Annotated in this window: 28 protein-coding genes and 1 tRNA gene; 11 read left to right on the top strand and 18 right to left on the bottom strand. The window is 41.0% G+C overall.

The window, feature by feature from the left end; genetic code table 11:
- Positions 1–4 precede the first annotated feature (4 nt).
- The 3 genes from clpP to FHS86_RS02720 all read right to left on the bottom strand — a co-directional run bounded on the left by clpP (position 5) and on the right by FHS86_RS02720 (position 1,345).
- Complete coding sequence (gene clpP, locus FHS86_RS02730; RefSeq protein ID WP_429410874.1) at positions 5–685, bottom strand: ATP-dependent Clp endopeptidase proteolytic subunit ClpP; 681 nt, start codon at positions 683–685, stop codon at positions 5–7.
- Between the two features lie 139 nt (positions 686–824).
- Positions 825–1,118: a type II toxin-antitoxin system RelE/ParE family toxin gene (locus FHS86_RS02725; RefSeq protein WP_429410872.1), complete on the bottom strand. Its 294-nt coding sequence runs from the start codon at positions 1,116–1,118 to the stop codon at positions 825–827.
- The gene (locus FHS86_RS02720) at positions 1,109–1,345 is read right to left on the bottom strand and encodes a hypothetical protein (protein ID WP_429410870.1); all 237 of its coding nucleotides are present in this window, start codon (positions 1,343–1,345) and stop codon (positions 1,109–1,111) included. The genes FHS86_RS02725 and FHS86_RS02720 overlap by 10 nt, the downstream gene beginning before the upstream one ends.
- Before the next feature lie 357 nt (positions 1,346–1,702).
- On the opposite strand from FHS86_RS02720, the gene FHS86_RS02715 reads away from it, so the two are divergent.
- Entirely contained in the window at positions 1,703–1,945 is a 243-nt protein-coding gene (locus tag FHS86_RS02715; protein WP_429410868.1) for a DUF6364 family protein, read from the top strand.
- The gene (locus FHS86_RS02710) at positions 1,945–2,358 is read left to right on the top strand and encodes a type II toxin-antitoxin system VapC family toxin (protein ID WP_429410865.1); all 414 of its coding nucleotides are present in this window, start codon (positions 1,945–1,947) and stop codon (positions 2,356–2,358) included. The genes FHS86_RS02715 and FHS86_RS02710 overlap by 1 nt, the downstream gene beginning before the upstream one ends.
- Positions 2,359–2,798: 440 nt before the next feature.
- Here FHS86_RS02710 and FHS86_RS02705 read toward each other — a convergent pair whose 3' ends face one another.
- The 4 genes from FHS86_RS02705 to FHS86_RS02690 form a co-directional block, all read right to left on the bottom strand.
- The gene (locus tag FHS86_RS02705) at positions 2,799–3,035 is read right to left on the bottom strand and encodes a hypothetical protein (RefSeq protein ID WP_429410863.1); all 237 of its coding nucleotides are present in this window, start codon (positions 3,033–3,035) and stop codon (positions 2,799–2,801) included.
- 313 nt (positions 3,036–3,348) lie between these two features.
- On the bottom strand, positions 3,349–3,900 hold the full coding sequence (locus FHS86_RS02700; protein WP_429410860.1) for an ORF6N domain-containing protein: 552 nt from the start codon (positions 3,898–3,900) through the stop codon (positions 3,349–3,351).
- 822 nt (positions 3,901–4,722) lie between these two features.
- Complete coding sequence (locus FHS86_RS02695; protein WP_429410858.1) at positions 4,723–4,935, bottom strand: hypothetical protein; 213 nt, start codon at positions 4,933–4,935, stop codon at positions 4,723–4,725.
- A gap of 17 nt (positions 4,936–4,952) precedes the next feature.
- Positions 4,953–5,315, bottom strand: a complete 363-nt coding sequence (locus tag FHS86_RS02690) for an ORF6N domain-containing protein (RefSeq protein WP_429410856.1) — start codon at positions 5,313–5,315, stop codon at positions 4,953–4,955.
- A 571-nt stretch (positions 5,316–5,886) separates the two neighbouring features.
- On the opposite strand from FHS86_RS02690, the gene FHS86_RS02685 reads away from it, so the two are divergent.
- The 4 genes from FHS86_RS02685 to FHS86_RS02670 are packed head-to-tail and all read left to right on the top strand — an operon-like array spanning position 5,887 to position 6,771.
- On the top strand, positions 5,887–6,222 hold the full coding sequence (locus tag FHS86_RS02685; RefSeq protein ID WP_429410838.1) for a helix-turn-helix domain-containing protein: 336 nt from the start codon (positions 5,887–5,889) through the stop codon (positions 6,220–6,222).
- Between the two features lie 11 nt (positions 6,223–6,233).
- On the top strand, positions 6,234–6,455 hold the full coding sequence (locus FHS86_RS02680; RefSeq protein WP_429410837.1) for a hypothetical protein: 222 nt from the start codon (positions 6,234–6,236) through the stop codon (positions 6,453–6,455).
- Positions 6,445–6,594: a hypothetical protein gene (locus FHS86_RS02675; RefSeq protein WP_429410853.1), complete on the top strand. Its 150-nt coding sequence runs from the start codon at positions 6,445–6,447 to the stop codon at positions 6,592–6,594. Before FHS86_RS02680 ends, FHS86_RS02675 begins: the two co-directional genes overlap by 11 nt.
- Before the next feature lie 12 nt (positions 6,595–6,606).
- Positions 6,607–6,771: a type II toxin-antitoxin system RelE/ParE family toxin gene (locus FHS86_RS02670; RefSeq protein ID WP_429410851.1), complete on the top strand. Its 165-nt coding sequence runs from the start codon at positions 6,607–6,609 to the stop codon at positions 6,769–6,771.
- A 56-nt stretch (positions 6,772–6,827) separates the two neighbouring features.
- Here the strand turns inward: FHS86_RS02670 and FHS86_RS02665 are convergent, their stop codons facing one another.
- The 4 genes from FHS86_RS02665 to FHS86_RS02650 form a co-directional block, all read right to left on the bottom strand.
- Positions 6,828–7,256 (bottom strand): hypothetical protein, encoded by a 429-nt coding sequence (locus tag FHS86_RS02665; protein ID WP_429410849.1) that lies wholly within the window; start codon positions 7,254–7,256, stop codon positions 6,828–6,830.
- Between the two features lie 6 nt (positions 7,257–7,262).
- On the bottom strand, positions 7,263–8,774 hold the full coding sequence (locus FHS86_RS02660; RefSeq protein ID WP_429410846.1) for an RHS repeat domain-containing protein: 1,512 nt from the start codon (positions 8,772–8,774) through the stop codon (positions 7,263–7,265).
- Between the two features lie 222 nt (positions 8,775–8,996).
- A complete protein-coding gene (locus tag FHS86_RS02655) occupies positions 8,997–9,293 on the bottom strand; it encodes a type II toxin-antitoxin system RelE/ParE family toxin (protein WP_429410843.1) in 297 nt (98 codons plus the stop codon).
- Between the two features lie 3 nt (positions 9,294–9,296).
- Positions 9,297–9,527: a hypothetical protein gene (locus FHS86_RS02650; protein WP_429410840.1), complete on the bottom strand. Its 231-nt coding sequence runs from the start codon at positions 9,525–9,527 to the stop codon at positions 9,297–9,299.
- A 504-nt stretch (positions 9,528–10,031) separates the two neighbouring features.
- Between FHS86_RS02650 and FHS86_RS02645 the strand changes: the two genes are divergently transcribed.
- The 4 genes from FHS86_RS02645 to FHS86_RS02630 all read left to right on the top strand — a co-directional run bounded on the left by FHS86_RS02645 (position 10,032) and on the right by FHS86_RS02630 (position 11,581).
- A complete protein-coding gene (locus FHS86_RS02645) occupies positions 10,032–10,367 on the top strand; it encodes a helix-turn-helix domain-containing protein (protein WP_429410838.1) in 336 nt (111 codons plus the stop codon).
- A gap of 11 nt (positions 10,368–10,378) precedes the next feature.
- Positions 10,379–10,600 (top strand): hypothetical protein, encoded by a 222-nt coding sequence (locus FHS86_RS02640; protein ID WP_429410837.1) that lies wholly within the window; start codon positions 10,379–10,381, stop codon positions 10,598–10,600.
- Positions 10,590–10,916: a type II toxin-antitoxin system RelE/ParE family toxin gene (locus FHS86_RS02635; protein ID WP_429410835.1), complete on the top strand. Its 327-nt coding sequence runs from the start codon at positions 10,590–10,592 to the stop codon at positions 10,914–10,916. The genes FHS86_RS02640 and FHS86_RS02635 overlap by 11 nt, the downstream gene beginning before the upstream one ends.
- Positions 10,917–11,248: 332 nt before the next feature.
- Positions 11,249–11,581 carry a hypothetical protein gene (locus FHS86_RS02630; RefSeq protein ID WP_429410833.1) on the top strand — a complete coding sequence of 111 codons (333 nt, stop codon included), beginning with the start codon at positions 11,249–11,251 and terminating at the stop codon, positions 11,579–11,581.
- 322 nt (positions 11,582–11,903) lie between these two features.
- Here FHS86_RS02630 and FHS86_RS02625 read toward each other — a convergent pair whose 3' ends face one another.
- From FHS86_RS02625 to FHS86_RS02615, 3 genes are all read right to left on the bottom strand, one after another.
- Positions 11,904–12,887: an RHS repeat-associated core domain-containing protein gene (locus tag FHS86_RS02625; RefSeq protein WP_429410832.1), complete on the bottom strand. Its 984-nt coding sequence runs from the start codon at positions 12,885–12,887 to the stop codon at positions 11,904–11,906.
- A gap of 423 nt (positions 12,888–13,310) precedes the next feature.
- Positions 13,311–13,799, bottom strand: coding sequence for a hypothetical protein (locus FHS86_RS02620; protein ID WP_429410830.1), 489 nt, complete (start codon positions 13,797–13,799; stop codon positions 13,311–13,313).
- Between the two features lie 9 nt (positions 13,800–13,808).
- Positions 13,809–14,999, bottom strand: a complete 1,191-nt coding sequence (locus FHS86_RS02615) for an RHS repeat-associated core domain-containing protein (protein WP_429410829.1) — start codon at positions 14,997–14,999, stop codon at positions 13,809–13,811.
- Between the two features lie 243 nt (positions 15,000–15,242).
- Between FHS86_RS02615 and FHS86_RS02610 the strand changes: the two genes are divergently transcribed.
- Positions 15,243–15,971 carry a BTB/POZ domain-containing protein gene (locus tag FHS86_RS02610; protein ID WP_429410827.1) on the top strand — a complete coding sequence of 243 codons (729 nt, stop codon included), beginning with the start codon at positions 15,243–15,245 and terminating at the stop codon, positions 15,969–15,971.
- Positions 15,972–16,395: 424 nt separating this feature from the next.
- On the opposite strand, the gene FHS86_RS02605 is transcribed toward FHS86_RS02610, so the two are convergent.
- The 4 genes from FHS86_RS02605 to FHS86_RS02590 all read right to left on the bottom strand — a co-directional run bounded on the left by FHS86_RS02605 (position 16,396) and on the right by FHS86_RS02590 (position 23,417).
- Complete coding sequence (locus FHS86_RS02605; protein ID WP_429410825.1) at positions 16,396–16,815, bottom strand: hypothetical protein; 420 nt, start codon at positions 16,813–16,815, stop codon at positions 16,396–16,398.
- Between the two features lie 23 nt (positions 16,816–16,838).
- On the bottom strand, positions 16,839–18,191 hold the full coding sequence (tig, locus tag FHS86_RS02600; protein ID WP_429410822.1) for a trigger factor: 1,353 nt from the start codon (positions 18,189–18,191) through the stop codon (positions 16,839–16,841).
- A 116-nt stretch (positions 18,192–18,307) separates the two neighbouring features.
- Positions 18,308–18,388 (bottom strand) — tRNA-Leu (locus FHS86_RS02595).
- A 187-nt stretch (positions 18,389–18,575) separates the two neighbouring features.
- On the bottom strand, positions 18,576–23,417 hold the full coding sequence (locus tag FHS86_RS02590; RefSeq protein ID WP_429410821.1) for a pectinesterase family protein: 4,842 nt from the start codon (positions 23,415–23,417) through the stop codon (positions 18,576–18,578).
- Positions 23,418–23,536 lie beyond the last annotated feature (119 nt).

Raw genomic sequence — 23,536 nt, 5'->3', positions numbered from 1 at the left:
TTTCTTATTTTTTATTGCTGACCAGCACCTGGTCAATCATTCCATATTCTTTTGCTTCGGCAGCGGTCATCCAGTAATCGCGATCAGAATCACTTTCAACTTTTTCATACTCTTTGCCCGAATGTTTGGCAATGATCTCATAAAGTTCTTTTTTCAACTTCATGATTTCACGGGCCGTGATTTCGATGTCGCTGGCCTGTCCCTGTGCGCCGCCCATTGGCTGGTGAATCATTACACGCGAGTGGGTCAGCGCCGAACGTTTGCCTTTGGCACCGGCGGTCAACAGCACGGCTCCCATCGAGGCAGCCATTCCGGTGCAGATGGTGGCCACGTCGGAACTGATGAACTGCATGGTGTCGTATATTCCCAGTCCTGCATGTACCGATCCGCCGGGCGTATTGAAATAAATCTGGATGTCCTTACCCGGGTCGGTTGAATCGAGGAAGAGCAACTGAGCCTGGATGATATTGGCCACATAGTCGTCGATGGGAACACCCAAAAAGATGATGCGGTCCATCATGAGTCGTGAAAACACGTCCATGGTGGCAATATTGAGCTGACGCTCCTCGATAATGGTGGGCGAAATGTAGCTGCCATAGGCCGAGCTGATGTATTTGTCGAGCGACAAACTGCTGATTCCCCTGTGCCCTGTGGCGTATTTTTGAAATTCGTTTTTGTGATCCATCGTTATCCTAATTTGGAGTTGATACTTCTTTTTCTGCAATTACAATTAAAGGGCAAAGGTAGAAAAAATAAGTAAAAAACAGGATAGTATATTTTTGCAGAGGGGAGGGCTGTGTCGGATGTACTCGGGATGGTGAAGTTTATTTCAATGGCTTTCTCCTGGTATTTCGGATGTTTACCAGTGTGATTTCCTTCTTTTTCGGTTGGTAGCTGTAAGTCAACATCGTCAAACTGTTAATCGGACCACGATAAAGGTTTTTGCGACTTTGGCTTTGTTCCAGCATTTTGGGGTTGTGCTTTAGTAGTTCAAAGAAACGGTTTGTTTCCCTGATAAACCTTCCTACTTCTTTATCTGTCCATTCATTTTCAAGGTATTTTACAATATTGTCATAGCCTTGTTCCGCATGTTTTGACCAGAGGATCTTTATAGCCATTTGTCATATTTTGCCCTTACTTCCTCGTGTGGGATAACTTCTCCTCTTTCAGCCTCAGCAAGTCCCTGTTCGATCCCTTTTCGCTCTTCTTCGCTTATCGTGTCCCACCAGTCTTCCTGCGATACAGACTTATCTGACAATAACGTTTTTATTGCATGTAAAACATTACTATCTGTAATCTTATCGATCATATTGTGCAAGTCCGTTCTTAACTCAATAACATCCATGACTTATCTGTTTATGTTCTCCACAAAAGTAACGATATTTCTATTCATCTGGTTTTAATTTATTGGTTCATATTTCTAATATTGATTCAAAGGGTGTAACTTTTCAATCTTCTCCTGCAGCTTGTCCAGGTTGTTCAACTGGTACCGCTCTGTACTGCTTAAGGAAAATGGAAGAATACCATCACCACTTTACATTAAAAGCTTCACTAAATGTATGCTACCGACAACACTGTGCTGAACAAAAAAAATTCAAAAAAGACGGCGAAGCGAGCAATAAAAACAAGTTGAACGCCAGGCTAAAACACTTGTCAAAGACGTATGATATTAATATATTTGTACGGACAAAAAGATGAAAAGATGGACACTAAATTGACTTTGAAAATAAACAAATCAACAATTGAAAGCGCTAAAAGATACGCAAAAGAGCGAGAGACCAGCCTTTCGAAAATGATTGAAAACTATTTACAAGCCTTGACAAACAAACAAGAGAAAGACGATGCAGTTTCTCCACTTGTTGAAAGTATATCTGGTGTGATCAAACCGCTTGATTCAAATTATAAAAAAGATTATACCGACTACTTATCTGACAAATATAAATAATGGATAAAGTTTTGGTTGATACAAATATAGTTGTCGATCTTTTAACAAAACGACATGAATTTTATGCCCCGGCGAGTAAGCTATTTACATTCGCTGATAATAAAAAAGTCCAACTTTCAGTTTCATCTTTAACTTTTGCAAATATATATTACCTGCTTTCAAGAGATCTGGACTCAAAAACAGCAAAAGAGATATTAAGAAAATTCAAACTCCTGGTTAAAGTCTTGCCGATCGATGATAAGATAATTGATTTGTCATTGAATTCTGATTTTAAGGACTTTGAGGATGCAATCCAATATTTCTCTGCAATCGAAAATAAACAAGATATTATAATTACCAGAAACCTTAAAGATTTTAAACTTTCAAAATTGCCCGTTATGACAGCGGATCATTATTTGAAAATGATAAAATAAAGCCTGGCCTTAACACTTAGCTTTCAATTAAGCGTTGCTTGCAAACGCTCTACATTGCAGTCACAATAGCCATCTGGATTGAACTAAACACCTCCAATGCTCAAAATATCAATAGTTTATAAATGAACTTTTATTCTTATTCCTTATATCCCTCTCGTCAAAAGACGAGTTGTTGCTTACCTCTCGCTACACTTCGATAAACAGCTGTTAATTAATGCGTTGCTGGGTTGTATAATTAATAAGGGAGTTTCTTCGGGTCTTTTCGCTTGTCCCAGAATGTCAACAGTATTACTTCTTCCTTTCGGGGTCCTATCTTGTAAAACAAGCTGTTGTGTTTTGTCACAAACCCCTTGCGTACATTCTTTTTTCTGGTGGATTCAACAAACATCTGAGGATTTTCAGCTATACTTTCAAGTAGTGAGTCCGTTTAATCAATATGGTCATTCACGATACTTTGCCCTTGCTTCTTTCATAACATCCTGATGCGGGATCAGCTCGCCATTATCTGCTTGCTTTAATGCTATATCGATAGACTCCTGTACTGCTTCGGGTATTTCCTCCAACCATTCACCCTCTTTTTCTTGTTTTAGTAATTGACTGACTTTATCCAATAATGCCGGTCTGTCTGTATTTAATATCAACTGGACCAATTCCAGTTTTTTAGTTTGTAAATTCATAACTTCCATTGTTTTATCATTTACAAAAATAACGATTAAAATTCATTTGGGATGTGGTTTAATGGATGTCTCTTCTCAATCTTTTCCTGCAGCTTATCCAAATTGTTCAGCTGGTACCGTTCTGTGCTGCTTACCTGTTTATGGCCGGCCATGTATAGAACGTGCCGGATTTTGTAGTTTTCAGCCTGTAAGTGATCACACTTGCCCTTATCTGCTTTGCGCTACCGGCCTCCGGCTTTGTTTTTCGGACCGACTGGAAAAGGTGTAAACAAAAACATGAAAGTAAATTTATGCGGAAGGGAGGGCTGTGTGTTTATTCTTCGTCGTCTCGTATAAAACCTATTCTTTTTCTGGGCTTTGTATTTTCCTGTTTCTCCATTAATTCATCCAGGTAGTAAAAGACCAGTTCGATGTTTTTATCCTGGTTAACAAGCTTCTGTTTGATCTCTTCAATATCCAGTTTCAGGCTTAACGTGTCGGTGAGCATTTCACGCATTTTTACAAAGACCTCGATTATCCTAATACTCATTTGCGTTGCCCTTTCGCTTCTTAAAACATTGGCCAGTTGTAAAACTCCATGTTCTGTAAACACATATGGAAGAGAACCGCCTAAGTGCTGTTTGGAAGGTATCGCATTTTGCGACACCATAGCATTTGTTTCTGTTTCTGACAGATGGAACATAAAATGAGCAGGAAACTTTTCAATATTCCTTTTGACCTGCTCACGCAACCTTGTTGGTTTTACGTCATAAAGTTCGGCCAAGTCTCGGTCAAGCATTACCTTTTGTCCACGTATAAAAAATATTTTGGTCATTACCATTTCATCTGTGATGATAATCTGGCTTTCGTTTTTTCCTTCTGTCATTGTTTTTGATTTTATAATTTCAAAAATAGTAATTTCTTTTTCCTTGTTTTAGAATCACAAATTGTGATACCAAGTTTGTTTCTAATTCGCCACGCACTGCTTGATGTATTCAGTCCGCGTTATTCAATGGATGTAACTTTTCGATTTTTTCCTGCAGCTCATCCAAATTATTAAACTGGTAACGTTCGGTGCTGCTTACATATTTATAGCCTGCAAAATATTGTACTTGTCTGAGGTTGTAAGTTTTCAGCCAGAAAGTGATCACGCTTGCACGGATTTGTTTTGAGCTCCCGCTCTCCGGCTTTGTTTTTCGAACCAACTGGGAAAGCTGTAAACAGAAACATACAAGCACATAAAAGAACATGGAGGTACCAATCCACTATTGGAAAGCCGCGGTATACAATCGAAGACAAACGAATGTGAAGTTCCGGGTAGCGGAATCACCCATAGGTAAAAACGCAGCAGCAGCTTCAAACGAACATCCTGACTAGCTGGTTGGAGAATAATTATAAATGAACTTTTATTCTTATTCCTTATATCCCTCTCGTCAAAGACGAGTTGCTGCTTACCTCTCGTTGCCGCTTCGCTCAAACGAAGGTGGAGTCGGACGTGTATGTTGGCTGATGTGGTTGCGGGCGGGGGCGTGTGGCTATTTAATATAGTGCGATCATAGTACAAAATGATTGATTCGGTTACACCGCTAAAGGTGTTTTGGTCCTATAATAACGCACTATGTTACAATAGCTTGGGGCATAAAATTTAATGGCGTGTTTTTTTGCCAGCGTGGCGCCTGGGGAAACTGCAAAAAACATGACAATAAATTTATGCAGAGGGGCGGGCTGTGCTGGGGTGTGTAGGGTTTGTGTGCTTATCCTTCGTCGTCCCGTAGGAAGCCGATCCTTTTCTGGGTTTTGGGTTCTCTTGTTTCTCCATTAATTCGTCCAGATAATTAAAAACCAGTTCGATGTTTTTGTCCTGGTTGGTAAGTTTCTTTTTGATCTCTTCAATGTCCAGTTTCAAGGTTAGTGTATCCATAAGCATGGATCGCATTTTTATAAAATCATGATCTGGTTGTTGATCAAAATTGCTTTTTCGCTATTCAAAACCCCTGATAATTGAGCAACTCCGGTTTCAGTAAATGCAAAAGGAGGATAACGCAAACCCATCTTTTCTGGATTGGAGGTGCCAAATTGGCTCCTCCAAATTTGAAGTTCTTCCTGCGTCAATTCAAACATAAAATCTTCCGGGAATCGTAATATGTTTCTTCTGACCTGACGTTTCAGGTATTTGGTTTCAACACCATAAAGTTCCGCTAAATCCCGGTCAAGCATTACTTTTTCACCTCGGATGAAGTAGATCTTACTGGTGATTACCTCGTCAGGTAACATTATTTGGTTTTCCTTGTTTTCTGCCATTACATTTGATTTTATGGTTTCAGAAATAGTAATTTCCTTTTCCTTGTTTTAGAATCACAAATTGTGATACCAAGTTTGTTTCTAATTCGCCACGCACTGCGTGATGTATTCAGTCCGCGTTATTCAATGGATGTAACTTTTCGATTTTTTCCTGCAGCTCATCCAAATTATTAAACTGGTAACGTTCGGTGCTGCTTACATATTTATAGCCTGCAAAATATTGTACTTGTCTGAGGTTGTAAGTTTTTAGCCAGTAAGTGATCACACTTGCCCTGATTTATTTTGCACTCCCGCTCTCCGGCTTTGTTTTTTCGGACCGACTGGAACAAGTGGTGCAAACTGTACTTAATATTTTCGCAGTTGGAGTACAGTTTGGATGCTTAAACTTGCCTTAATGTCGGGAATCTTCATAGTTGATAAATATTCCCAAATAATTATTTTCTGATATATCTATCACAAATCTAAAATACAGATCAGAGAATTTAAAGAAGCATAAGGCTTGTTTCTGACCTATTTATCAGCTATTTTTGCACAAAACATATTAATTAAGTCGTTTTAAAGACACATAGGTATGACGCTGGGACAACATATTACCGCTTTAAGGAAAGCCAAAGGTTTTTCACAAAGCGAGCTTGGGAAGAAAGCGGGAACATCGGGCGATATTATCGGACGATATGAACGGGACGAAGTAAAACCTTCGATCGAGGTGATTATAAAAATTGCCGATGCGCTCGAAGTGTCGATCGACTACATGGTTGGTAAATCAGATTTTGAACTGGACAAGGATACACTCCGCAGAGTACAGGATGTTTCGACACTGCCTGCGGATGAAAAGAAACAAGTGTTCATGGTCATTGATGCTCTGATCAGGGATTTCAAGACCCGCAAGGCTTATGCAACACATTAAAAACAAGCACGATGAACTTACAGTATATTACAGATAAAAAAGGGCATAAAAATGCAGTGCAGCTCCCCATAGAAGACTGGGAAAAGATTCAAAAAGACCTTGAAGAGCTCGACCGCTTAAGGAATAAAAAACAATTTATGGCTGAGTTAGCCGAGGCTGTTGAAGAAATGAAACTGGTGATGAACGGCAAGTTACAAGCCCGCAACGCCGAAGATTTTCTCAATGAGCTTTAAGGTTAAGACCATATCCGTTTTTGAACGCCAGGCCAAACGACTGGTGAAAAAATTCCCGTCGCTCAAAAAGGAACTGCAAACGCTTATCTCTGAATTGAAAGAAGAACCGGAAAAAGGGACTTCCATTGGCCACAACTGATATAAAATACGCATGGCCATTGCCAGCAAGGGCAAAGGCAAATCGGGCGGTTCACGCATTATAACCCATGTGCTTTTTAAGGATGATACCGTTTACCTGCTTGCCATTTACGATAAATCCGACATTGAAAACCTTTCCGATAAAGAAATCACGGAACTTATTAAGCTGATTCCATAAAAAAGGAAAAACCTCCTAATTCGGGAGGTTTTTCCTTTTTTCACAAAAACATATTTTTATTCAATTATGAATCTACTTCCGATTTGTTTTTCTATGGTAAATAGTTCACAACTATCATTCGTTGCTAATATGTTCTTGTCTCGGCCTTTAAATCTGATATATATTTTGCTCTGTAAAAAAGTAAATACTCTTTTGCAGTTACTATATTCAAGGCTCTGTGAGTTAATGCAAATATTATGATGACCAGGAGATAATTTTATTGGATATATTTTCCCCAAATGCCAATCAGAATTGTCGGACAACGTGTCTTGCAATATTTCTAAATCATCGACAAGAACAACAAAGTCGATACTGTCATAAGATGCATCATTCTCATTGCATACATATACATAAGTATTATGCGCTGAAAAATATCCTCTGTAAATAGCAAATAGCATCAGAATAAGAAGACCAAAAAACAATAATAACTTTATTCTCTTTCTCATAATATACTATTTTCTTCCTTTTGGGTATGGTATATTAAGAATTTTAACCCTTGGATTAAATATCCTACCATAATTAATTGTTGTCCCTTGATTAAGAATCTTCCTATTATTGTAGATAGATCCCAGTTGACCAGATGTGACACTAACTCCATTGCCACCTTGATTCATTAAATTACTATAGCGATTCCACCATGACATATTGCTTGAGCCGTCAACATGACCAGACCCCATAAGGTTATGCCCCATTTCATGTGTAGCGGTTCTTGCTGCAGAAAATGTTGGAGCAGGTATACCAAACAAAAAATGATCAGAATCAACAAATGACAGTTTACCATATGAAACAGGAGAATATCCTTTATAATCTATAGAAGAACCATCACTAGACTCAGATCTACCAACATCATCAAAATCAGCAACTGCAATGACATGATCACTACTACTAATATCTTCAGTTGATTCTGCAACTTCAAAGTTAGAAACGGTACTAAATTTGACTCCATCAAACTCTCCGCTATAAGATTCTGCCATTTGAGCATTAACAGTGTTTGCAAAAACCTCCATGTTAACATTCTTTTCAGAAGTATTAATGACCTTACCTGTAATATTCATGGTAACACCAATAAGTTCATGGTTGTCATCGTACTGCGTTGTAAACCATATGCTATCTCCATTTATGTCAACATTGCATATAGGGTTGTTGGCTCCATATTGATAAGGAGATAAATTCAGATATTTCTCGGCATACGCATCGACTGTATGAAAACGCCCTAAAGCTGCGTCATACATTCTGGCCCCGTAATCGTACCAGTTCAAACTTACACCATCGAGATTATCGTCCTGGAGTTCTCCCGAAGGATCGGGATTTCCGCTACGCTTCAATTTACCATTATACAAGTTACGGTTCACGTTGTAATTATCGATGCCCGGATAATAGTCATTTTTATTAAATGCCATGCCAAATGGATAATATTGACAAGTTTGAGTAACATAAGCATTTTTGGTATAATGATCAACACTAAACGTTACACGGGTATTGCCCATTCCGATAGTTATCGGAAGGTCTTTTAGAAAATACTGATATTGCCATTGGGTTACACCCTGGATTTCATGCGGTACCACACGGCCTTCGTCGGAATATAAAAACGAAACATCGCCATCGGTATACATCGCGTTGGCTGTGTATTGGCGGGTTATCATATTATCGCTATTATCGCTATCGATGTGTTGTGCTAATTTATTACCGCTTGCATCGTAATGATAAAATATTTTATTGTAGTAGGGTAAGTTAACAATTTGTGGCAGGTTCAGGTGATTGTAATATATTGTGGCATTTTTACCAGGGTCAAAACGCATGTTACCATTACTATCATAACTATAATCCGACACTGATCTGCGTAGGTAATCGTCAAAATCTGGTTCATTAATTCCACCATCGCTAATGCTTTTGATCTGATTCGATTTAGTGTTATAAGTGAACCACAGGTAATCGACTGTCACTCCATCGTAATTCCTTACCATGCGTTTTATGTTTCCATTATTATCATACTCAAAAACGCGCTCAACAAATAAATTGTTATTTTTATTTAATGCACTACCTTCGGCATACGAGCTTGATTTAAAACGGTTAGCATCGTCGTATGAAAATCCATAGCCCCTTATTTTTCATTAACAGTGTTCCATTTAATGGCCGAAATATTACCTGTATACTGATTGCCCCAAGTTGAAATACCAGCTGATAATTCATAAGCCGAGCGTTGCCGGGTTCATCCTATTTCCCCTAAAACTGGCCAACTCGATATTCGTTCCGTTAAAACGATAATATAATGTTGTTTGTGAACTGATAACACAACGCCTCAGATTTTCTTTCTTATCTGAGTAAGGATAAAGATTGGGGTTTATCGCAATTTGGTCAATTACTTTTTCAAAACACATATCAACTTTGGCTGCCACGGCTGCACCAAATTTATTAAAAACGTAATCAAGGATTTCTTCGTATTCCTCGGAAGACCGGGTGGAATAGCGGACAGGATAAGGCATACTCTAAAAGTTAAATTTCTCTTTAATCCTGTTTCTAACCTGGGAACGGGTTAAAAATTCCCCCTTGTCAAGCTGTTCAAGCCCTTCTTCTATTGCCTGCCTGTCTTCTCTGTTGATGGTATCCCACCAATCCGTTTTTTCATTTTGTATCTTTTCTATCTTATCAATAATATCTGTCTCTTGCACTGATGATATCCAGTTAATAAGATTAATTTTCCTTGCTTCTAAACTCATGACTTCCATCTTTTATGCAATACAAAAATAACGATTAATATTTAGTTTTGTTTGTGGTTTAACGGATGTCTCTTCTCAATCTTTTCCTGCAGCTTGTCCAGGTTGTTCAACTGGCACCTTTCGGTGCTGCTTACTTGTTCATGGTCGGCTATGTATAGAACATGCCGGATTTTGTAGTTTTTAGCCTGTAAGTGATCACACTTGCCCTTATCTGTTTTGCACTACCGGTCTCCGGCTTTGTTTTTCGAACCGACTGGAACAAGTGGTGCAAGCTGTACTTAATATTTTCGCAGTTGGAGTACAGTTTGGATGCTTAAACTTGCCTTAATGTCGGGAATCTTCATAGTTGATAAATATTCCCAAATAATTATTTTCTGATATATCTATCACAAATCTAAAATACAGATCAGAGAATTTAAAGAAGCATAAGGCTTGTTTCTGACCTATTTATCAGCTATTTTTGCACAAAACATATTAATTAAGTCGTTTTAAAGACACATAGGTATGACGCTGGGACAACATATTACCGCTTTAAGGAAGGCCAAAGGTTTTTCACAAAGCGAGCTTGGGAAGAAAGCGGGAACATCGGGCGATATTATCGGACGATATGAACGGGACGAAGTAAAACCTTCGATCGAGGTGATTATAAAAATTGCCGATGCACTCGAAGTGTCGATCGACTACATGGTTGGTAAATCAGATTTTGAACTGGACAAGGATACACTCCGCAGAGTACAGGATGTTTCGACACTGCCTGCGGATGAAAAGAAACAAGTGTTCATGGTCATTGATGCTCTGATCAGGGATTTCAAGACCCGCAAGGCTTATGCAACACATTAAAAACAAGCACGATGAACTTACAGTATATTACAGATAAAAAAGGGCATAAAAATGCAGTGCAGCTCCCCATAGAAGATTGGGAAAAGATTCAAAAAGACCTTGAAGAGCTCGACCGCTTAAGGAATAAAAAACAATTTATGGCTGAGTTAGCCGAGGCTGTTGAAGAAATGAAACTGGTGATGAACGGCAAGTTACAAGCCCGCAACGCCGAAGATTTTCTCAATGAGCTTTAAGGTTAAGACCATATCCGTTTTTGAACGCCAGGCCAAACGACTGGTGAAAAAATTCCCGTCGCTCAAAAAGGAACTGCAAACGCTTATCTCTGAATTGAAAGAAGAACCGGAAAAAGGGACTTCCATTGGCCACAACTGTTATAAAATACGCATGGCCATTGCCAGCAAGGGCAAAGGCAAATCGGGCGGTTCACGCATTATAACCCATGTGCTTTTTAAGGATGATACCGTTTCCCTGCTTGCCATTTACGATAAATCCGACATTGAAAACCTTTCCGATAAAGAAATCACGGAACTTATTAAGCTGATTCCATAAAAAAGGAAAAACCTCCTAATTCGGAAGGTTTTTCCTTTTTTCACAAAAACATATTTTTATTCAATTATGAATCTACTTCCGATTTGTTTTTCTATGGTAAATAGTTCACAACTATCATTCGTTGCTAATATGTTGTTGTCTCGGCCTTTAAATCTGATATATATTTTGCTCTGTAAAAAAGTAAATACCGCGCTTCTTGGCTTAGGATTTATAATCCTTTTACATTAAGCAAGCTCTATATCAACCAACCCCTTCTCTCCTGCGCAATCACGTGCTGAACTGTACAAATAATCAACCGGATTTGGCACTATTTCTTCCCTTATAGGGTTTTCATGAATGTAAAAATAAGGAAAATATTTAATTACGGGATTGAAAATCCCGTGCCTGTAGGAGGCGATTGCAATCGAAGATCACCCTTAGGTAAATCGCCACCAGCCGCTTGCCATCATTCTGCATATCCAGAAGAGCAGGGCAAAAACTGGTACATTAAAACATCTTTTTATAAAAAGCAAAGCCCGGCAATTGCCGGGCTTCTTTATTATTTGACACCATATGTTCACATAAATATCAAAGGTCGTAAACTCCTGCTTACTGAGAACCAATATATTGGTATATTTTTCTGCTTTTCATCCCAAAAATTAATTGATACCCAGGTTACAAAATAGAACCTAAATTCATTTTTTGTTTTTACATGCAATTTATCAGAGTATACCTCAATTCCATGTGTACTAAAAGGGCGTAGCTTAATAGTATGTTTTTCAAAGTTATGTAGATTACCTGCTATGAATGTGCCATTTACAACCTCTTTCCCATCCACGATAACTCTTATGTCAACTGTATCAACTAGAGCAGATTGATTGCTTACGTAAAATATAACGTTCCCCTTATTTTTGACATAATAAAAAACCTCAAACCCTATCAGATACAATACTATAGCCAAAAGTATTACATATATGATTTTTTTTAACCGCTTCATGATTTTTCGATTTAATTAATACCGGGGAAGTTGAATGTTTTTCTTCTTTTTTGCTCTATTTGTCTTAGGCGTATGATGCTTGATACCTTCCCTGTATTAGGTAATCCCATAATCCCAAATGGACTTCCTTGATTGAGTGCACCTGCATTGTAACTTCCCATTGTCTGGTTTAATTGTCTTGATGTAGTTCTTGTTGCAAACGAATACCATCCGCTTTGTTCTTTTGTTCTCATAATATTCGTATTCCCGTCAAAATGTCTTAAGTTTAACAAATGTCCGAACTCATGTGCTGCCAACTTTTCTCCTACATTCCCTATTGTTGCATCAAAAGGACCAGTAAAGTAATCTGCATCCAGAAAGGCAACTTTGCCTCCAAAGTCATTTGCAGCTCCTCCAATTTTATCATTGGTTATTTCAGATAGTACAAAAAGATGGTCGCTTTCTGAAACATCATCCATAGTTTCAGCAACTGATAAATCAACCTCTGTGTTAAAAGTCATTCCATCTACTTCACCAGAAAAAGTTGATTGTAATTGAGATATAATCCCTTTTAAAGCCTTTCCCATGTTGACATTATTGTCAGACATATTAATAAGTTTTCCAGAAACATGCATGGTGTAAGCATTGTCTGTTTGTGTGAACCAAATTGAATCTCCATTTATGTCAACATTAGCAATTGGATTATTCGCACCGTATTGATATGGAGAAAAATCATAATATTTCTCTGCAAAAGCATCTTGCGTATGGAACCTACCGATTAAGGGGTCATAGAACCTTGCCCCGTAATCATACCAATTCAAACTTACACCATCTAGATTATCGTCCTGGAGTTCTTTACCATTATACAAGTTACGGTTCACGTTGTAATTATCGATGCCCGGATAATAGTCATTTTTATTAAATGCCATGCCAAATGGATAATATTGACAAGTTTGAGTAACATAAGCATTTTTGGTATAATGATCAACACTAAACGTTACACGGGTATTGCCCATTCCGATAGTTATCGGAAGGTCTTTTAGAAAATACTGATATTGCCATTGGGTTACACCCTGGATTTCATGCTGAAAATAGTTGGTTTCTGCAATACATTGGCATATCCGGCACTGCTTCCCGGTTCAACAACTGCCTGTACTCAAAGAACGTTCAGCCAAAAGTATACATTAATTTGGGTTTGACCGCTTTGTCTATCGGATAATTGCAGCCGAAAAACAGCGGCAGCTATAACTTTACCAGCGGTGCGGACATGGATTTACAAATTCAAAGACGCGGTTTACAATCGAAAACAAACGAATGTGAAGTTCCGGGTAGCGGAATCACCCTTAGGTAAAACCGCAGCAGCCGCTGCCAACATTCCGATTAGTATGAGGTTAAAATAAAAGCCCTGGCATCTTGCCGGGCTTTTTCTTTGTAATAGATTAATAGAAACCTTCATATACTAATTCTAAGGAGTTGTCCTTCTTGATTTTAAATTTTCTGCCAAATGGATCAAAGATATTTTGAGCTTCTTTTGAATTTTGATCATTATATCCATCCAAAAGCCTATGTTTAAGTTTATTAAAATTTACTAAGTCAGATGCACAAGCATTATCGGATTCATAAAATACTACCATTTTATTTCCGAATAAAATATAACCTTCCATTAACTCAGAATTGTATATATCCGTAGTTCCAATCACAACAAAACATTCTCCTTTATCTTTTTTAAATTCAACAGATATAATGTTTGAATCTAAAAAAAAATTTTCTGCAGTTAAGCGATCAATAAAATCACTAAATGAAGAGATTTCAGTCTGAAGATTATTGTTAATTGGATAATAATCTTTGGGGCTTGCTGTTGTTGTAACTTTATTTGTTGACATGCAGCTCGCAAGCAATACTGCTATGAATATAAGTGACATTCTCATAATTCAAAATTATTTAAAAGTATGTCCTTTTATACTCTCTTTCCAGGGCGTATAATAATAAATAGTACTGGTTGATTTATGGAATACCCCATGTTTTGGAAATGCACTGGGATTATTACCTTTAGCAATCCAATTATTATAATATACTCCAAGCTTTGACATATCTCCTGAGGATCCACCTTTCGTACCATCATACCATTCACCATAAGCTTCCATTCCTGGATGAGAATGCAAATGGTACCTTAAATCAAACTCGCTATATCCAAGTTTAAAAGGTTTACTTACATGATCAATGGTGTGATTAGTATTTACAATGTAAATATCACTTTTATTTTGCTTGAATGAAGAAAAACCAAATTCCACATTGGTGTTCTTTGAAGCAAAAAGAAATATATTTCCAATGTCTTCTAATGAGCTGCCTATTGCATATTGTCCATTATTACCACCTCTGTTTTCTGCTAATTGTGGTAAAATTGATTGATCATTGACTTTTTGACCATCAGATTCGCTCACCTGACTATCTCCGTTCGTATCTTGCTTTTGTCCATTTTCATCAACAGCATACAATACATCATAATTATCTTCTGTCGCCTCTAACAAAGTAACATTTCCATTTTGATGAACCCCATAATTATCTATGGACATACCATTGGGGTCAATAAATTTCAAAGGATTGTTTGCAACATAATTATAAGTAGAAAGTGAATAATAATCTTCTGCCAGCGGGTCTATGCTGTGCCAGCGGGCTAAAGCGGGGTCGTAAAAACGTGCACCGTAATCGTACCAATCAAGGTCAAAATCGGTTTGCAACTCCTTGCCGTTATATAAATATTTGTTAGAACTTGTGCCAGCAGTGAGGCCGCTCATCTCCATACCAAACGGATAATAATGCCATTCCTGTATCACCTCGGCCAAACCGTTGCTGCCTTTATGGATTACTGCCCGGGTATTGCCAAGGTGGTCGGTAAGCTTGTACTCAAAATCCCATGTGCTACCGTTTTTAACAACACGGCCTTCGGGAGTAACAATGTATTTTAAACTGAGTGTGCTGCCTGAAGCATCATACACAAACGGACCACAATAAGCAGTTTCGGTAATGGTCCCATTATCTTCTACTTTTGCTGTCATTTTTGTTCCATTAAAAGTATAAATATAGCTTATTTTTTTATCTCCTGTCCAATAGCTTATTTCTTCAGGCAAATCAAAGCCGTCCTTTGCCTTTTATTACAGGCGAAACAGTATATTATACATAATTATAGTCAGCTTGCTTTTGATTTCATGGTATAAACTGTAAATTACAGCACCCTGACATCAATACACTTATGAAGTTTTTTGATGATTTTTTTAACAGAATTTTGTATGCATTATTAAAATACATTTCGTAAATTACTTCCTGTTTTCAAACATTTAATCTTTCATTAATAAATCAAAAACTAATTCACCATGACTAAAAATCGTAGTTACAATTGTAAAGATGTTGAGATGCTAATGGCATCTAAAACCATCGCCGAAAGTTTCAAAACGAACATTTCAGAACTTTCAACCACCCGCACCGATTGGACAGAACAGTATGCAAACGATTTAGGAAACAAAATCGATGATGCAATTGAAAGCTATCTGGGTATTGATGCCAAAAAAAGCCTGCGGGATGCAACATCCTCCCTGATTGCCATTCAGGTACCGGCCAAACGGGATGTCTCCTTTTTTAAAACACAAATAGATGATGATTTTAAGAAAGAGACAGCCCAAAGAGACGAAATTCTAAAAACGCTCGGTTTTACAAAACACCTGCGTGATGTACAAAAAGACAATCAGGAAGCGCTCATCCAACTGCTTTATCAGTTCAAAACCAACATGACCGAAACCTTGCGTCAGGAAATCACGGCAAAAGGCATCAACCCAAGCCTGCTCGATAAGATCATTGGATATGCCGACAGCTTTAAACAAGCCAATGTAAGCCAGGAAGCATTAAAGGGAGCAAGCAAAGAAATCACAAAAGAGCTGGCCGATGCGTTTGAACTCATTTACGACGAGATCATTGGAATTTGCAAGAAAGCATCCAGCTACTACCAGTACGAACCATTAAAAAAAGAACAGTTTACCTTTGCAAAAGTACTTTCCAATCTTGGAACAAGCACGAAGACAAGTGGAACCGAAACAAGCCCCGAATAGAACGACACCCGATTATCAGGATATGCCCCAAATTCGCAGTGGCTGCTGCGCTTTGAGCCGATGGCGATAAAATCCCGCTGTGTTCCGCACCAGCGGGATATAGAAAAATATTGACTGCTTAATAAGCTTAAATCTTCTGGTATTGTTATGGACTACTAAGGTTAATTCATAAAATAAGGCTTTTGCTGTAATTGCCAGCCTAAGTTTGCCCCCGCCACGCAAAAGAGCGCGAAAGTAGTTCCAATTCCGCCTGGCTACGATGCTTCGTTATTTACCAGCGATGAATCACCACTCTCAGTCATACGCCCACATCCTTCGTATTTTTCTTCGTGTCCTTCGTGCTTTCCTTCGAGTCCTTTGTGGTTTCCTCTGTGTCCTCTGCGGTTATCCCGCGTTTACCTAAGACCCATTCCGTAAACCGAAACTACACATTCTCATCCGACAAAAAAATTGCAATATCCGCCAAAGCCCGAAAGCAATACATCAGCGTGGGGTCTTCATCCGACAGCAATAGAAGCAAAGCCGACAAAGTGGGGATCCGCTCCGGCAGAATTAGTAATGAATTTGACAAAGTGGGGACTTCATGCTGAAAAGCGGGGAACGAAGCTGACAGCGTGGGGACTTCATCCGGCAGAAAGGGGACTTTATCCGGCAGGCTTAGAAACAAACCCGGCAGAGAAGGGACGTCATCCGGCACAGCGGTCAATGAAGCTGACAGCGGAGGGACATCATCCGGCATAGCCGGTAACGAAGCTGACAGCGGAGGGACATGATCTGACAGCCATAGCACCCCATTTAAGCTAAGAAACAAAAAAGACCACCCGTACAGGGCAGTCTCTTTCATATAAATTGTATTTTGCTTTTTGTCTATTCAAAAAGTTGGTCGAATTCTTCTTTCGCTACTTCTTTTTCTTCAACATTCACTTTCGACTTGATCACTTCCATGATCTTGTCTTCCATTTTTTTGCTGAACAAACGGTTACGGTCTTCTTCCTTGCTTAACATTTGCTGGGCAAAACCCTGCAGGTGTTCTTCAGGAACATCGAACATGCCGTATTGACGGAATTGGGCAGCAGCTACTTCAATGGCCAGCTCGTTGACCTCGGCTTCATCAACCTTCAGATCGTTCTCTTTAATGAGGTCGTCTTTGATAATCTGCCACTTGAGGTCGGCCAGGAAGTGCTCGAAGTCTTTCTCGATTTGCTCTTCGCTCAGCTCCTTGTTGGTAGCCTTGAGCCAGCGCTTAAGGAATGCTTCGGGAAAATCCATTTTTGCCTTGGCTACAAGGGTGTCGCGGGCATCGAGTGCAAATTTATAGTCCGACGAGGGTACGTAAGCATCGGTGATCTCTCCCCGAACCTTCTCACGCAGGGCTTTTTCATCCTTGATTTCGGTATCGTCACCATAAATCTTTTTGAAAAGTTCTTCGTTGATCTCAGCGGGCTCGAATTGATTGATCTCCTTAATGGTGATTTTGTAATCTCCGCTGATTTCGGCTGCATTCTCCTTCTCGATGTTCAGAAGATAAGAAAGCTCTGTGTCGTTGGGATAGGCCTTGCGGATGTCGAAAACCACTTCGTCGTCGGCTTTTTTACCAACAAAGTTCTTTTTGATCTCTTCGTCTTTGATCACTTCAATCGAAATGAGTGCCATGTCCACTTTGTGACCGTCTTCCTTTTCGTTTCCGTTTTCGTCGAGCTGAACAATGTCGCCTCTTACGGTTCCCTTATCGCTCACTGTATCGGCTGCCTTGCTTTCACCAAAACGATTGGTGTAAGCCTCCACCTGTTCGTTGATCATTTCGTCGGAAACGGCAATTTTATACTGGGTATATTTGCTTCGTTTGTCGAGGCTTACTTTGGCCTCGGGGGCAAAACCAATGTCGAATACAAATTCGAAATCGGCATCCTTTTCCCAGTCGATGTCCTTTTGTAGTTCTTCGTTGGGAAGTGGTTCTCCAAGGATGTTCAGTTTTTCTTCGACAAGGTATTTCGAAAGTTCGCTGCTAAGAAGTTTGTTTACCTCTTCAACCAAGGCGGCTTTGCCGTACATCTTTTTTACAAGGCCCAGCGGTATTTTTCCGGGACGGAAACCTGGCATGTTGGCCTTTTTACGATAGTCGTTCAGGACTTCGTCTACCTTGGATTCGTAATCAGCTTTTTCGATGGAAACGCGAATGATTCCGTTCAGCTCATCGATGTTTTCCCTGGTAATATTCATATAACTAGCAAGTTAAAATTTTTGTTGTTGAAGCTAAATTGGCTTCCTTTTTCTCTAATAAATTCAAAACCGTCCGGATCCTAAACATGGTTCCAAACGGTTAGGTTTTGTTGGTGTGCGGGCGAAGGGACTCGAACCCCCACGTCAAAGACACTAGATCCTAAGTCTAGCGCGTCTACCAATTCCGCCACGCCCGCTTTTAGCGGCGCAAAGATAAATTAATTTTTCAAAATGCACAATTTATAAAAAATTAATAGTCAATATTAAGCAGAGATAAAGTAAATAAGGGTACCATAAGCCGGTACCCTTATCCTTCTATGAACTAACTATTCAATCGGCCTTCAACTTATGAAGTATTTTCTTCACCTAATGAAGCAGTTAAACTCAATGGCTGGTACTCAGCTTAACGGCTTTTATGCCCTTGTTGTCCTGCACCTTCACAATCCACAGTCCTTGTTCAAGGCTTATTTGTGTGTCCTCTTTGCTTTTGCCTGAATAAACCAGCCGGCCGCTCATGTTGTAGATATGGATGCTGCATTCCGATTTAACATTGCTTACATGCACCTTTTCACCAAAGGCATACACTTTAATCGTATTTGAAAACGGAACAAAGGGAGTCCCTGTTTTGTCGGCCTCGATCAGTGCGGGTAGCGGGTCCCAGTTGTCGTTTCCTTTTGTAAAGTTGAAAGTGGTGATTTCGGTGCCATCGTTCAGTTTTGCTTCCTCAAGCAGCGTTGCCCATGAAGCCCTCGCCGTCTGGTTGTCTTCGCCTGAAACTTCGGTGGTACCATACTCGTACATCTTTGTTGATTCACCTCCCAGTGAACTGAGCCAGCCAATGGGCATGATCAGCGACTGATCTTCGTAACCCGGATAGTTCGAGCTTTCGATTTGGGTATTGTAGAAAACCACTTCGCTGGTGCTAGCCTGCCACGGACGGCCAAAGTAACCTGGTTTTGAACGATAAACTGAAGCCGTTTCCGTTTCGGGTTCAGCCGATGTTACCCGGCATTCGTACATCAGATAGCCACGACCTTCGCCTTGCTGTGCAGCGGTAATGTAACTACGGTCGTTGCTGTCGTCGCTGGTATTCATCACCAGGTCACTTTTGTAGAAAACGGCATTCATTCCGCCAAACAAATAATCGGTTCCACCCATCATGGCGCCTTTATACACTACCACGCGGCTGTTATAGCCTCCAAAGAAACTGTCCTGACGGCCAACAACACGGCATTGATTGAGTACCACTTTATCGACATTGTTGGTAATGGCAATGGCGGCTGCACGCTCTACAAAGCTTTTGTTCTGAACGCTGGTATTACCAACATCCACCGGGCGTTCGCCCTTGTTACCCGATTCCCACATCACCACCACATCTTCACTTTCCTTTTTCGAAATGTATTGATTGAATGAATTTTCAAAGATGATATGATCGGCCTCGAAACCTTCGGCACTGACAACAACGGTGGCATTCCAGAACGAACCGTTGGTAGTACCTGATCCTTTGTTTTCATACGAAAGATAACCATTCTCCTTGTTCACCCTGAGTACGTCGGCATCCCATTTCTGATTGTCAGCCATACTGTAATAGCTATAACCATGGCCATAGTACGAAGTGATACGAACGGCCTGTTCGTCAATATCGACTCCTTTGTTTTTCAGGGCAATGCCTGGTGAATCCGATGCATTCTTCAAACTTACATTGGGGACATCAATGACCAGCATTTCCTCGTAATTGCCCGGATCGATAAGGATGCTGACCCTTTCGTTGTTTGTGCGCACCATCTTCCGCACGGCATCGAGGGCTGCATTGATGCTTTGATAAGCTTTGTCGTTTCCAACATACAGCTCGGCCTGATAGGCAACGGCTTCGTCCACCATGATCTCGGTAAGGTACGAGGTGCCTGCATCGGCTCCGAAAGCAATGCTGATGTAGCCCTTGTCGGCTCCGGCATAGGTGTATTCGGCATATTCGAGCGTGCTGGTGCTTCCGCTTGAAGTGCTGTAATGATCGGTCTCGTTGATGGTGAAATCGGCCGAATAGTAGAAAGTTACTCTCATCTTATCGCCTGCATTCACCGGAACCCGGATGGTCGATCCTCCACCGGCAGCAAGGTGCCCCTTGGCTACTTCATTCTTTACCGATCCGCTAAATAGTAGTCCATTGTAGGCGGCGCTGCCGTTTTCGATTACCTTGTCATCAAAACTCCATTTCCGGATGGCTTCAAATTGAAGTGTTTTGGAGGTGGCAGCTCCGGCCACGGTCAGGTTGGAACTCAAACCAAGCTTCACAGGATACTCGTCGAGCCCGCTGTAAGCAATGCTGTAAACACCGTCGCGCAGGGCAATGTCTGTGATGTTGGCAAAAGTATACTGATAGGCTTCTTCGTTGAGATGGGTAAAAGTTAATCCCAGCTTCGCTTTTTGCTCTTCATTTAAACCATTGGCTTCGATTGAAACAGCATACACAGGTTTAGCTTCGAAAGTCAGATCGATGGTCGCATCGGCCTCCTCAATCTCGATGGTATTTACAGGAAGGAAAAAGTCGTTGACACCAAAGGCCTCAACGGTATAGGTGCAGTTGGCTTCAAGCTGAACGGTATAACTTGCATTTTCGGCGTCGATTTGTGGCTGAGGCACAAAGAGCTTGTTGGCAGCCGGGTCGGGAACAAATTCCATCGTGAGTGCTCCAAGATGTCCGTCGAGTCCTTTAATTGAACCGCTAACAGTATAAAGTGCTACTTTTTGAATGACAACATCGTGCTTATTGGTGTTCTCATCGATGCTCAGTGTGTTTTCATTGCTGATAATGTAACCATTGGCATTTTCGAGACTCAGTTCATAACTGAATCCCAATGGAAGTTTTAGGCTGTAGTTATTGCCGCTCATGGTGGCTTTCCAGCTTTTTCCAGCCTGGTTGGTGAAAACCACATTGTAGTTGTCGGGTATACCTGCTGCATTGCTCACATCAATACTTCCCGAAAGTGCAATGTATCGTGCATCGCGACGATAGATGCGATAATAGCTGGGTTTGTCCTGACTGTCGTAAATGTGATAGGTTCCTGCCTGTTTGGCCACATATTGGAGTTCGGTGAGCTCGCCGGGAAGATCCAGCACATCGGTTTGGGATGAAGGATCAGGCACATATTCGAAGGTCAGTTTTCCTCCGGCCGACTGAGAAAGCGCCATCACGGTGAGCTCATCGTCTTCACTGAGGGTAAGACTCATGAACCGGCCCGAATTGGCTGCCGAGTTCACATAGATTCTTCCGGTATATCCTTCAACACCCGAGAGATTCTCGTCGTAGCGGGTCAGCTTGGTATTGGAGGTGCGCAGGCGGTCGTTTCCGCCTCCAACCCAGCTCAACACACCGGCTGTGAACGAAGGAAGGTTATTTCCGCTGCTACCCTTCGTCACGGCTTCATCGTACCAGGCATTGATGGCTGCTTCATCGAGCAGGTTATTGTATAGGCTGGTGTCCAGTTGTTCTGCGCCAAAGTCCCAAACATCGGCCTTACCATTTGACGAAATAATTTCAGCTGCATTTTCGATGGTCACACCGTGGATGTAAATTTCAGCTGTTGGAAATTCGGCACTCTTTAAAGTGGCGGTAAGTACACCGGCATTCCCGGTGTACGAAAAACTACTGGCTGCACCGTCGTTGCCGCCAATATTCTGTGCAGCTGCCGATCCGAGCACCTTGCCTGAAGCATCACTTATTTCGAAAATAGCATCAACAGCCGAACCGTAGGTGCAGGTGATAAAACTGATGGTGGCATTGCCTGCAACAACAATGTCCATTGAATTTCCGGAAAAGAACACGGCACCATGCGAAGCGTCGTGATAACCATATTGACCCGCTTCGTTGTCGGTATTGCTGTTCAAGGTGAGCAGGCCGTCACTGCTTACAAAAGTGGTGTAGCGCAGGCTTTTGTAGCTGGTTTGAGGAAGCACGCTGCCATCGGCAAAATTGTATATATAGGTCTTTCCTGCTTCAGCCTTCACCGTTTGGCTGTTGTCGGCAACGAGCAGTAAATAGTGTGCAGGCTTTGTGCTTTCGTCGTTAAAAGTCAGAAAGATCGAATCGCCCGAGATTTCAGCCTTTGCAATATCACCCGACACGGTTGGGCTGTAAGCCGAAAGTGCCTGGCCCGCAAGATCAATGCGTAGGGATGCGCTTTCGGGAGTCGAGCTGATCACGGTGCCTTCGCTTACACTTACTGTCGGATTGTCGGTCGATTTTTCGCCGGCAGTATAGCTAATGACCGTTTCATTAATACTGATGGTTCCTGTTTTTTGCACCCACGCTTCGAATGTTACTTCAAAGGGAACAGGAACAATTTCGATGAGCGGGATGTAGGTGGTACCTTCGAAGGTCAGTACAACCGATCCTGCATCGCCTGCATACAGAAAGTCGATGCTTGAGCCATCGTTGTGATAGCATTCAGCAGTTTGCGACGGCTGACTGTTTACATCAAATGCCCCGTTTTCGGCACTCACGCTGATGCTTCCGTTAGAATACTGACAGCCGCCTATTTTTATGTAGGAGTTGCCAGCCAGCTGTAAGGTAATCTGGTTTCCGGTTTTAAGAATTGATCCGTGCTGATCGCCATTGTAACCGTAGGCATTGCTCGATCCGCTTTCAATTTTAAACAAGCCCTTTTCAATGGTGTAATTGCCGTTCAGGCTGGTTTCGTTGGGAATTATGCTTCCATTCCGCAAATCGAAGGAATAAATAATGTCTTTTTCGGCTGCTGTTGCCAGGCTTCCGTCCTGTGCGGGAATGATGTCGATCAGGGGGAGATACAAATCGTTGCCCGATCCGGCAATGGTTTTGAAATGAAGCGTGGCTTCTCCACCCGAATAAACAAAATTGTAGGTGTCGCTCAGGTCATTGGCCACTTTCGTATTTTGTGTTCCGAGGTCTCCTTCGGTGGCGGCGGTCCCCACCATGTTGAGTGACGAATAAGCGGAGCCCAGAAATTGAAGCGTACTGCTGCCATCGACCACAATGTCGATGGTGCCGTCTACTTTCATGTTCAGGCCATATTTATCTCCGTGGTGGCTGTAGTTTCCCGTCAGGCTGAGCTTGCCATCGTCGCTCTGCCCCTTACTGATGATGGTACCATCTCTGAAGTCGTACGAGTAGGTGCCGGCCATCTGAGCACTTACACTGGTAAATGCCAGCATGATGGCCATGAATAAGATTGTACTGATTTGTTTCATAGTAATGTATTTAATTGTGTGTTAGTCATTGAGTGGTAAATTTAGTGGAGCCGGCAACAAGCGGCCTGGAAAATTTACCGCAGAACAGGTAATTATTACCGAATGAATCAAAGTTGAGC

Source organism: Roseimarinus sediminis (assembly GCF_050433125.1).
In the GTDB taxonomy this organism is placed as follows: domain Bacteria; phylum Bacteroidota; class Bacteroidia; order Bacteroidales; family Prolixibacteraceae; genus Roseimarinus; species Roseimarinus sediminis.
The sequence above is the reverse complement of the archived record's forward strand: the minus strand, read 5'-3'. Positions and strand labels throughout refer to the sequence as shown.

Coding starts and splice junctions, on each gene's coding strand:
- clpP (WP_429410874.1), bottom strand. CDS start 685: ATGGATCACAAAAACGAATTTCAAAAATACGCCACAGGGCACAGGGGA.
- FHS86_RS02725 (WP_429410872.1), bottom strand. CDS start 1,118: ATGGCTATAAAGATCCTCTGGTCAAAACATGCGGAACAAGGCTATGAC.
- FHS86_RS02720 (WP_429410870.1), bottom strand. CDS start 1,345: ATGGATGTTATTGAGTTAAGAACGGACTTGCACAATATGATCGATAAG.
- FHS86_RS02715 (WP_429410868.1), top strand. CDS start 1,703: ATGGACACTAAATTGACTTTGAAAATAAACAAATCAACAATTGAAAGC.
- FHS86_RS02710 (WP_429410865.1), top strand. CDS start 1,945: ATGGATAAAGTTTTGGTTGATACAAATATAGTTGTCGATCTTTTAACA.
- FHS86_RS02705 (WP_429410863.1), bottom strand. CDS start 3,035: ATGAATTTACAAACTAAAAAACTGGAATTGGTCCAGTTGATATTAAAT.
- FHS86_RS02700 (WP_429410860.1), bottom strand. CDS start 3,900: ATGACAGAAGGAAAAAACGAAAGCCAGATTATCATCACAGATGAAATG.
- FHS86_RS02695 (WP_429410858.1), bottom strand. CDS start 4,935: ATGGATACACTAACCTTGAAACTGGACATTGAAGAGATCAAAAAGAAA.
- FHS86_RS02690 (WP_429410856.1), bottom strand. CDS start 5,315: ATGGCAGAAAACAAGGAAAACCAAATAATGTTACCTGACGAGGTAATC.
- FHS86_RS02685 (WP_429410838.1), top strand. CDS start 5,887: ATGACGCTGGGACAACATATTACCGCTTTAAGGAAAGCCAAAGGTTTT.
- FHS86_RS02680 (WP_429410837.1), top strand. CDS start 6,234: ATGAACTTACAGTATATTACAGATAAAAAAGGGCATAAAAATGCAGTG.
- FHS86_RS02675 (WP_429410853.1), top strand. CDS start 6,445: ATGAGCTTTAAGGTTAAGACCATATCCGTTTTTGAACGCCAGGCCAAA.
- FHS86_RS02670 (WP_429410851.1), top strand. CDS start 6,607: ATGGCCATTGCCAGCAAGGGCAAAGGCAAATCGGGCGGTTCACGCATT.
- FHS86_RS02665 (WP_429410849.1), bottom strand. CDS start 7,256: ATGAGAAAGAGAATAAAGTTATTATTGTTTTTTGGTCTTCTTATTCTG.
- FHS86_RS02660 (WP_429410846.1), bottom strand. CDS start 8,774: ATGGTAAGGAATTACGATGGAGTGACAGTCGATTACCTGTGGTTCACT.
- FHS86_RS02655 (WP_429410843.1), bottom strand. CDS start 9,293: ATGCCTTATCCTGTCCGCTATTCCACCCGGTCTTCCGAGGAATACGAA.
- FHS86_RS02650 (WP_429410840.1), bottom strand. CDS start 9,527: ATGAGTTTAGAAGCAAGGAAAATTAATCTTATTAACTGGATATCATCA.
- FHS86_RS02645 (WP_429410838.1), top strand. CDS start 10,032: ATGACGCTGGGACAACATATTACCGCTTTAAGGAAGGCCAAAGGTTTT.
- FHS86_RS02640 (WP_429410837.1), top strand. CDS start 10,379: ATGAACTTACAGTATATTACAGATAAAAAAGGGCATAAAAATGCAGTG.
- FHS86_RS02635 (WP_429410835.1), top strand. CDS start 10,590: ATGAGCTTTAAGGTTAAGACCATATCCGTTTTTGAACGCCAGGCCAAA.
- FHS86_RS02630 (WP_429410833.1), top strand. CDS start 11,249: ATGAATGTAAAAATAAGGAAAATATTTAATTACGGGATTGAAAATCCC.
- FHS86_RS02625 (WP_429410832.1), bottom strand. CDS start 12,887: ATGGGCAATACCCGTGTAACGTTTAGTGTTGATCATTATACCAAAAAT.
- FHS86_RS02620 (WP_429410830.1), bottom strand. CDS start 13,799: ATGAGAATGTCACTTATATTCATAGCAGTATTGCTTGCGAGCTGCATG.
- FHS86_RS02610 (WP_429410827.1), top strand. CDS start 15,243: ATGACTAAAAATCGTAGTTACAATTGTAAAGATGTTGAGATGCTAATG.
- FHS86_RS02605 (WP_429410825.1), bottom strand. CDS start 16,815: ATGAAAGAGACTGCCCTGTACGGGTGGTCTTTTTTGTTTCTTAGCTTA.
- tig (WP_429410822.1), bottom strand. CDS start 18,191: ATGAATATTACCAGGGAAAACATCGATGAGCTGAACGGAATCATTCGC.
- FHS86_RS02590 (WP_429410821.1), bottom strand. CDS start 23,417: ATGAAACAAATCAGTACAATCTTATTCATGGCCATCATGCTGGCATTT.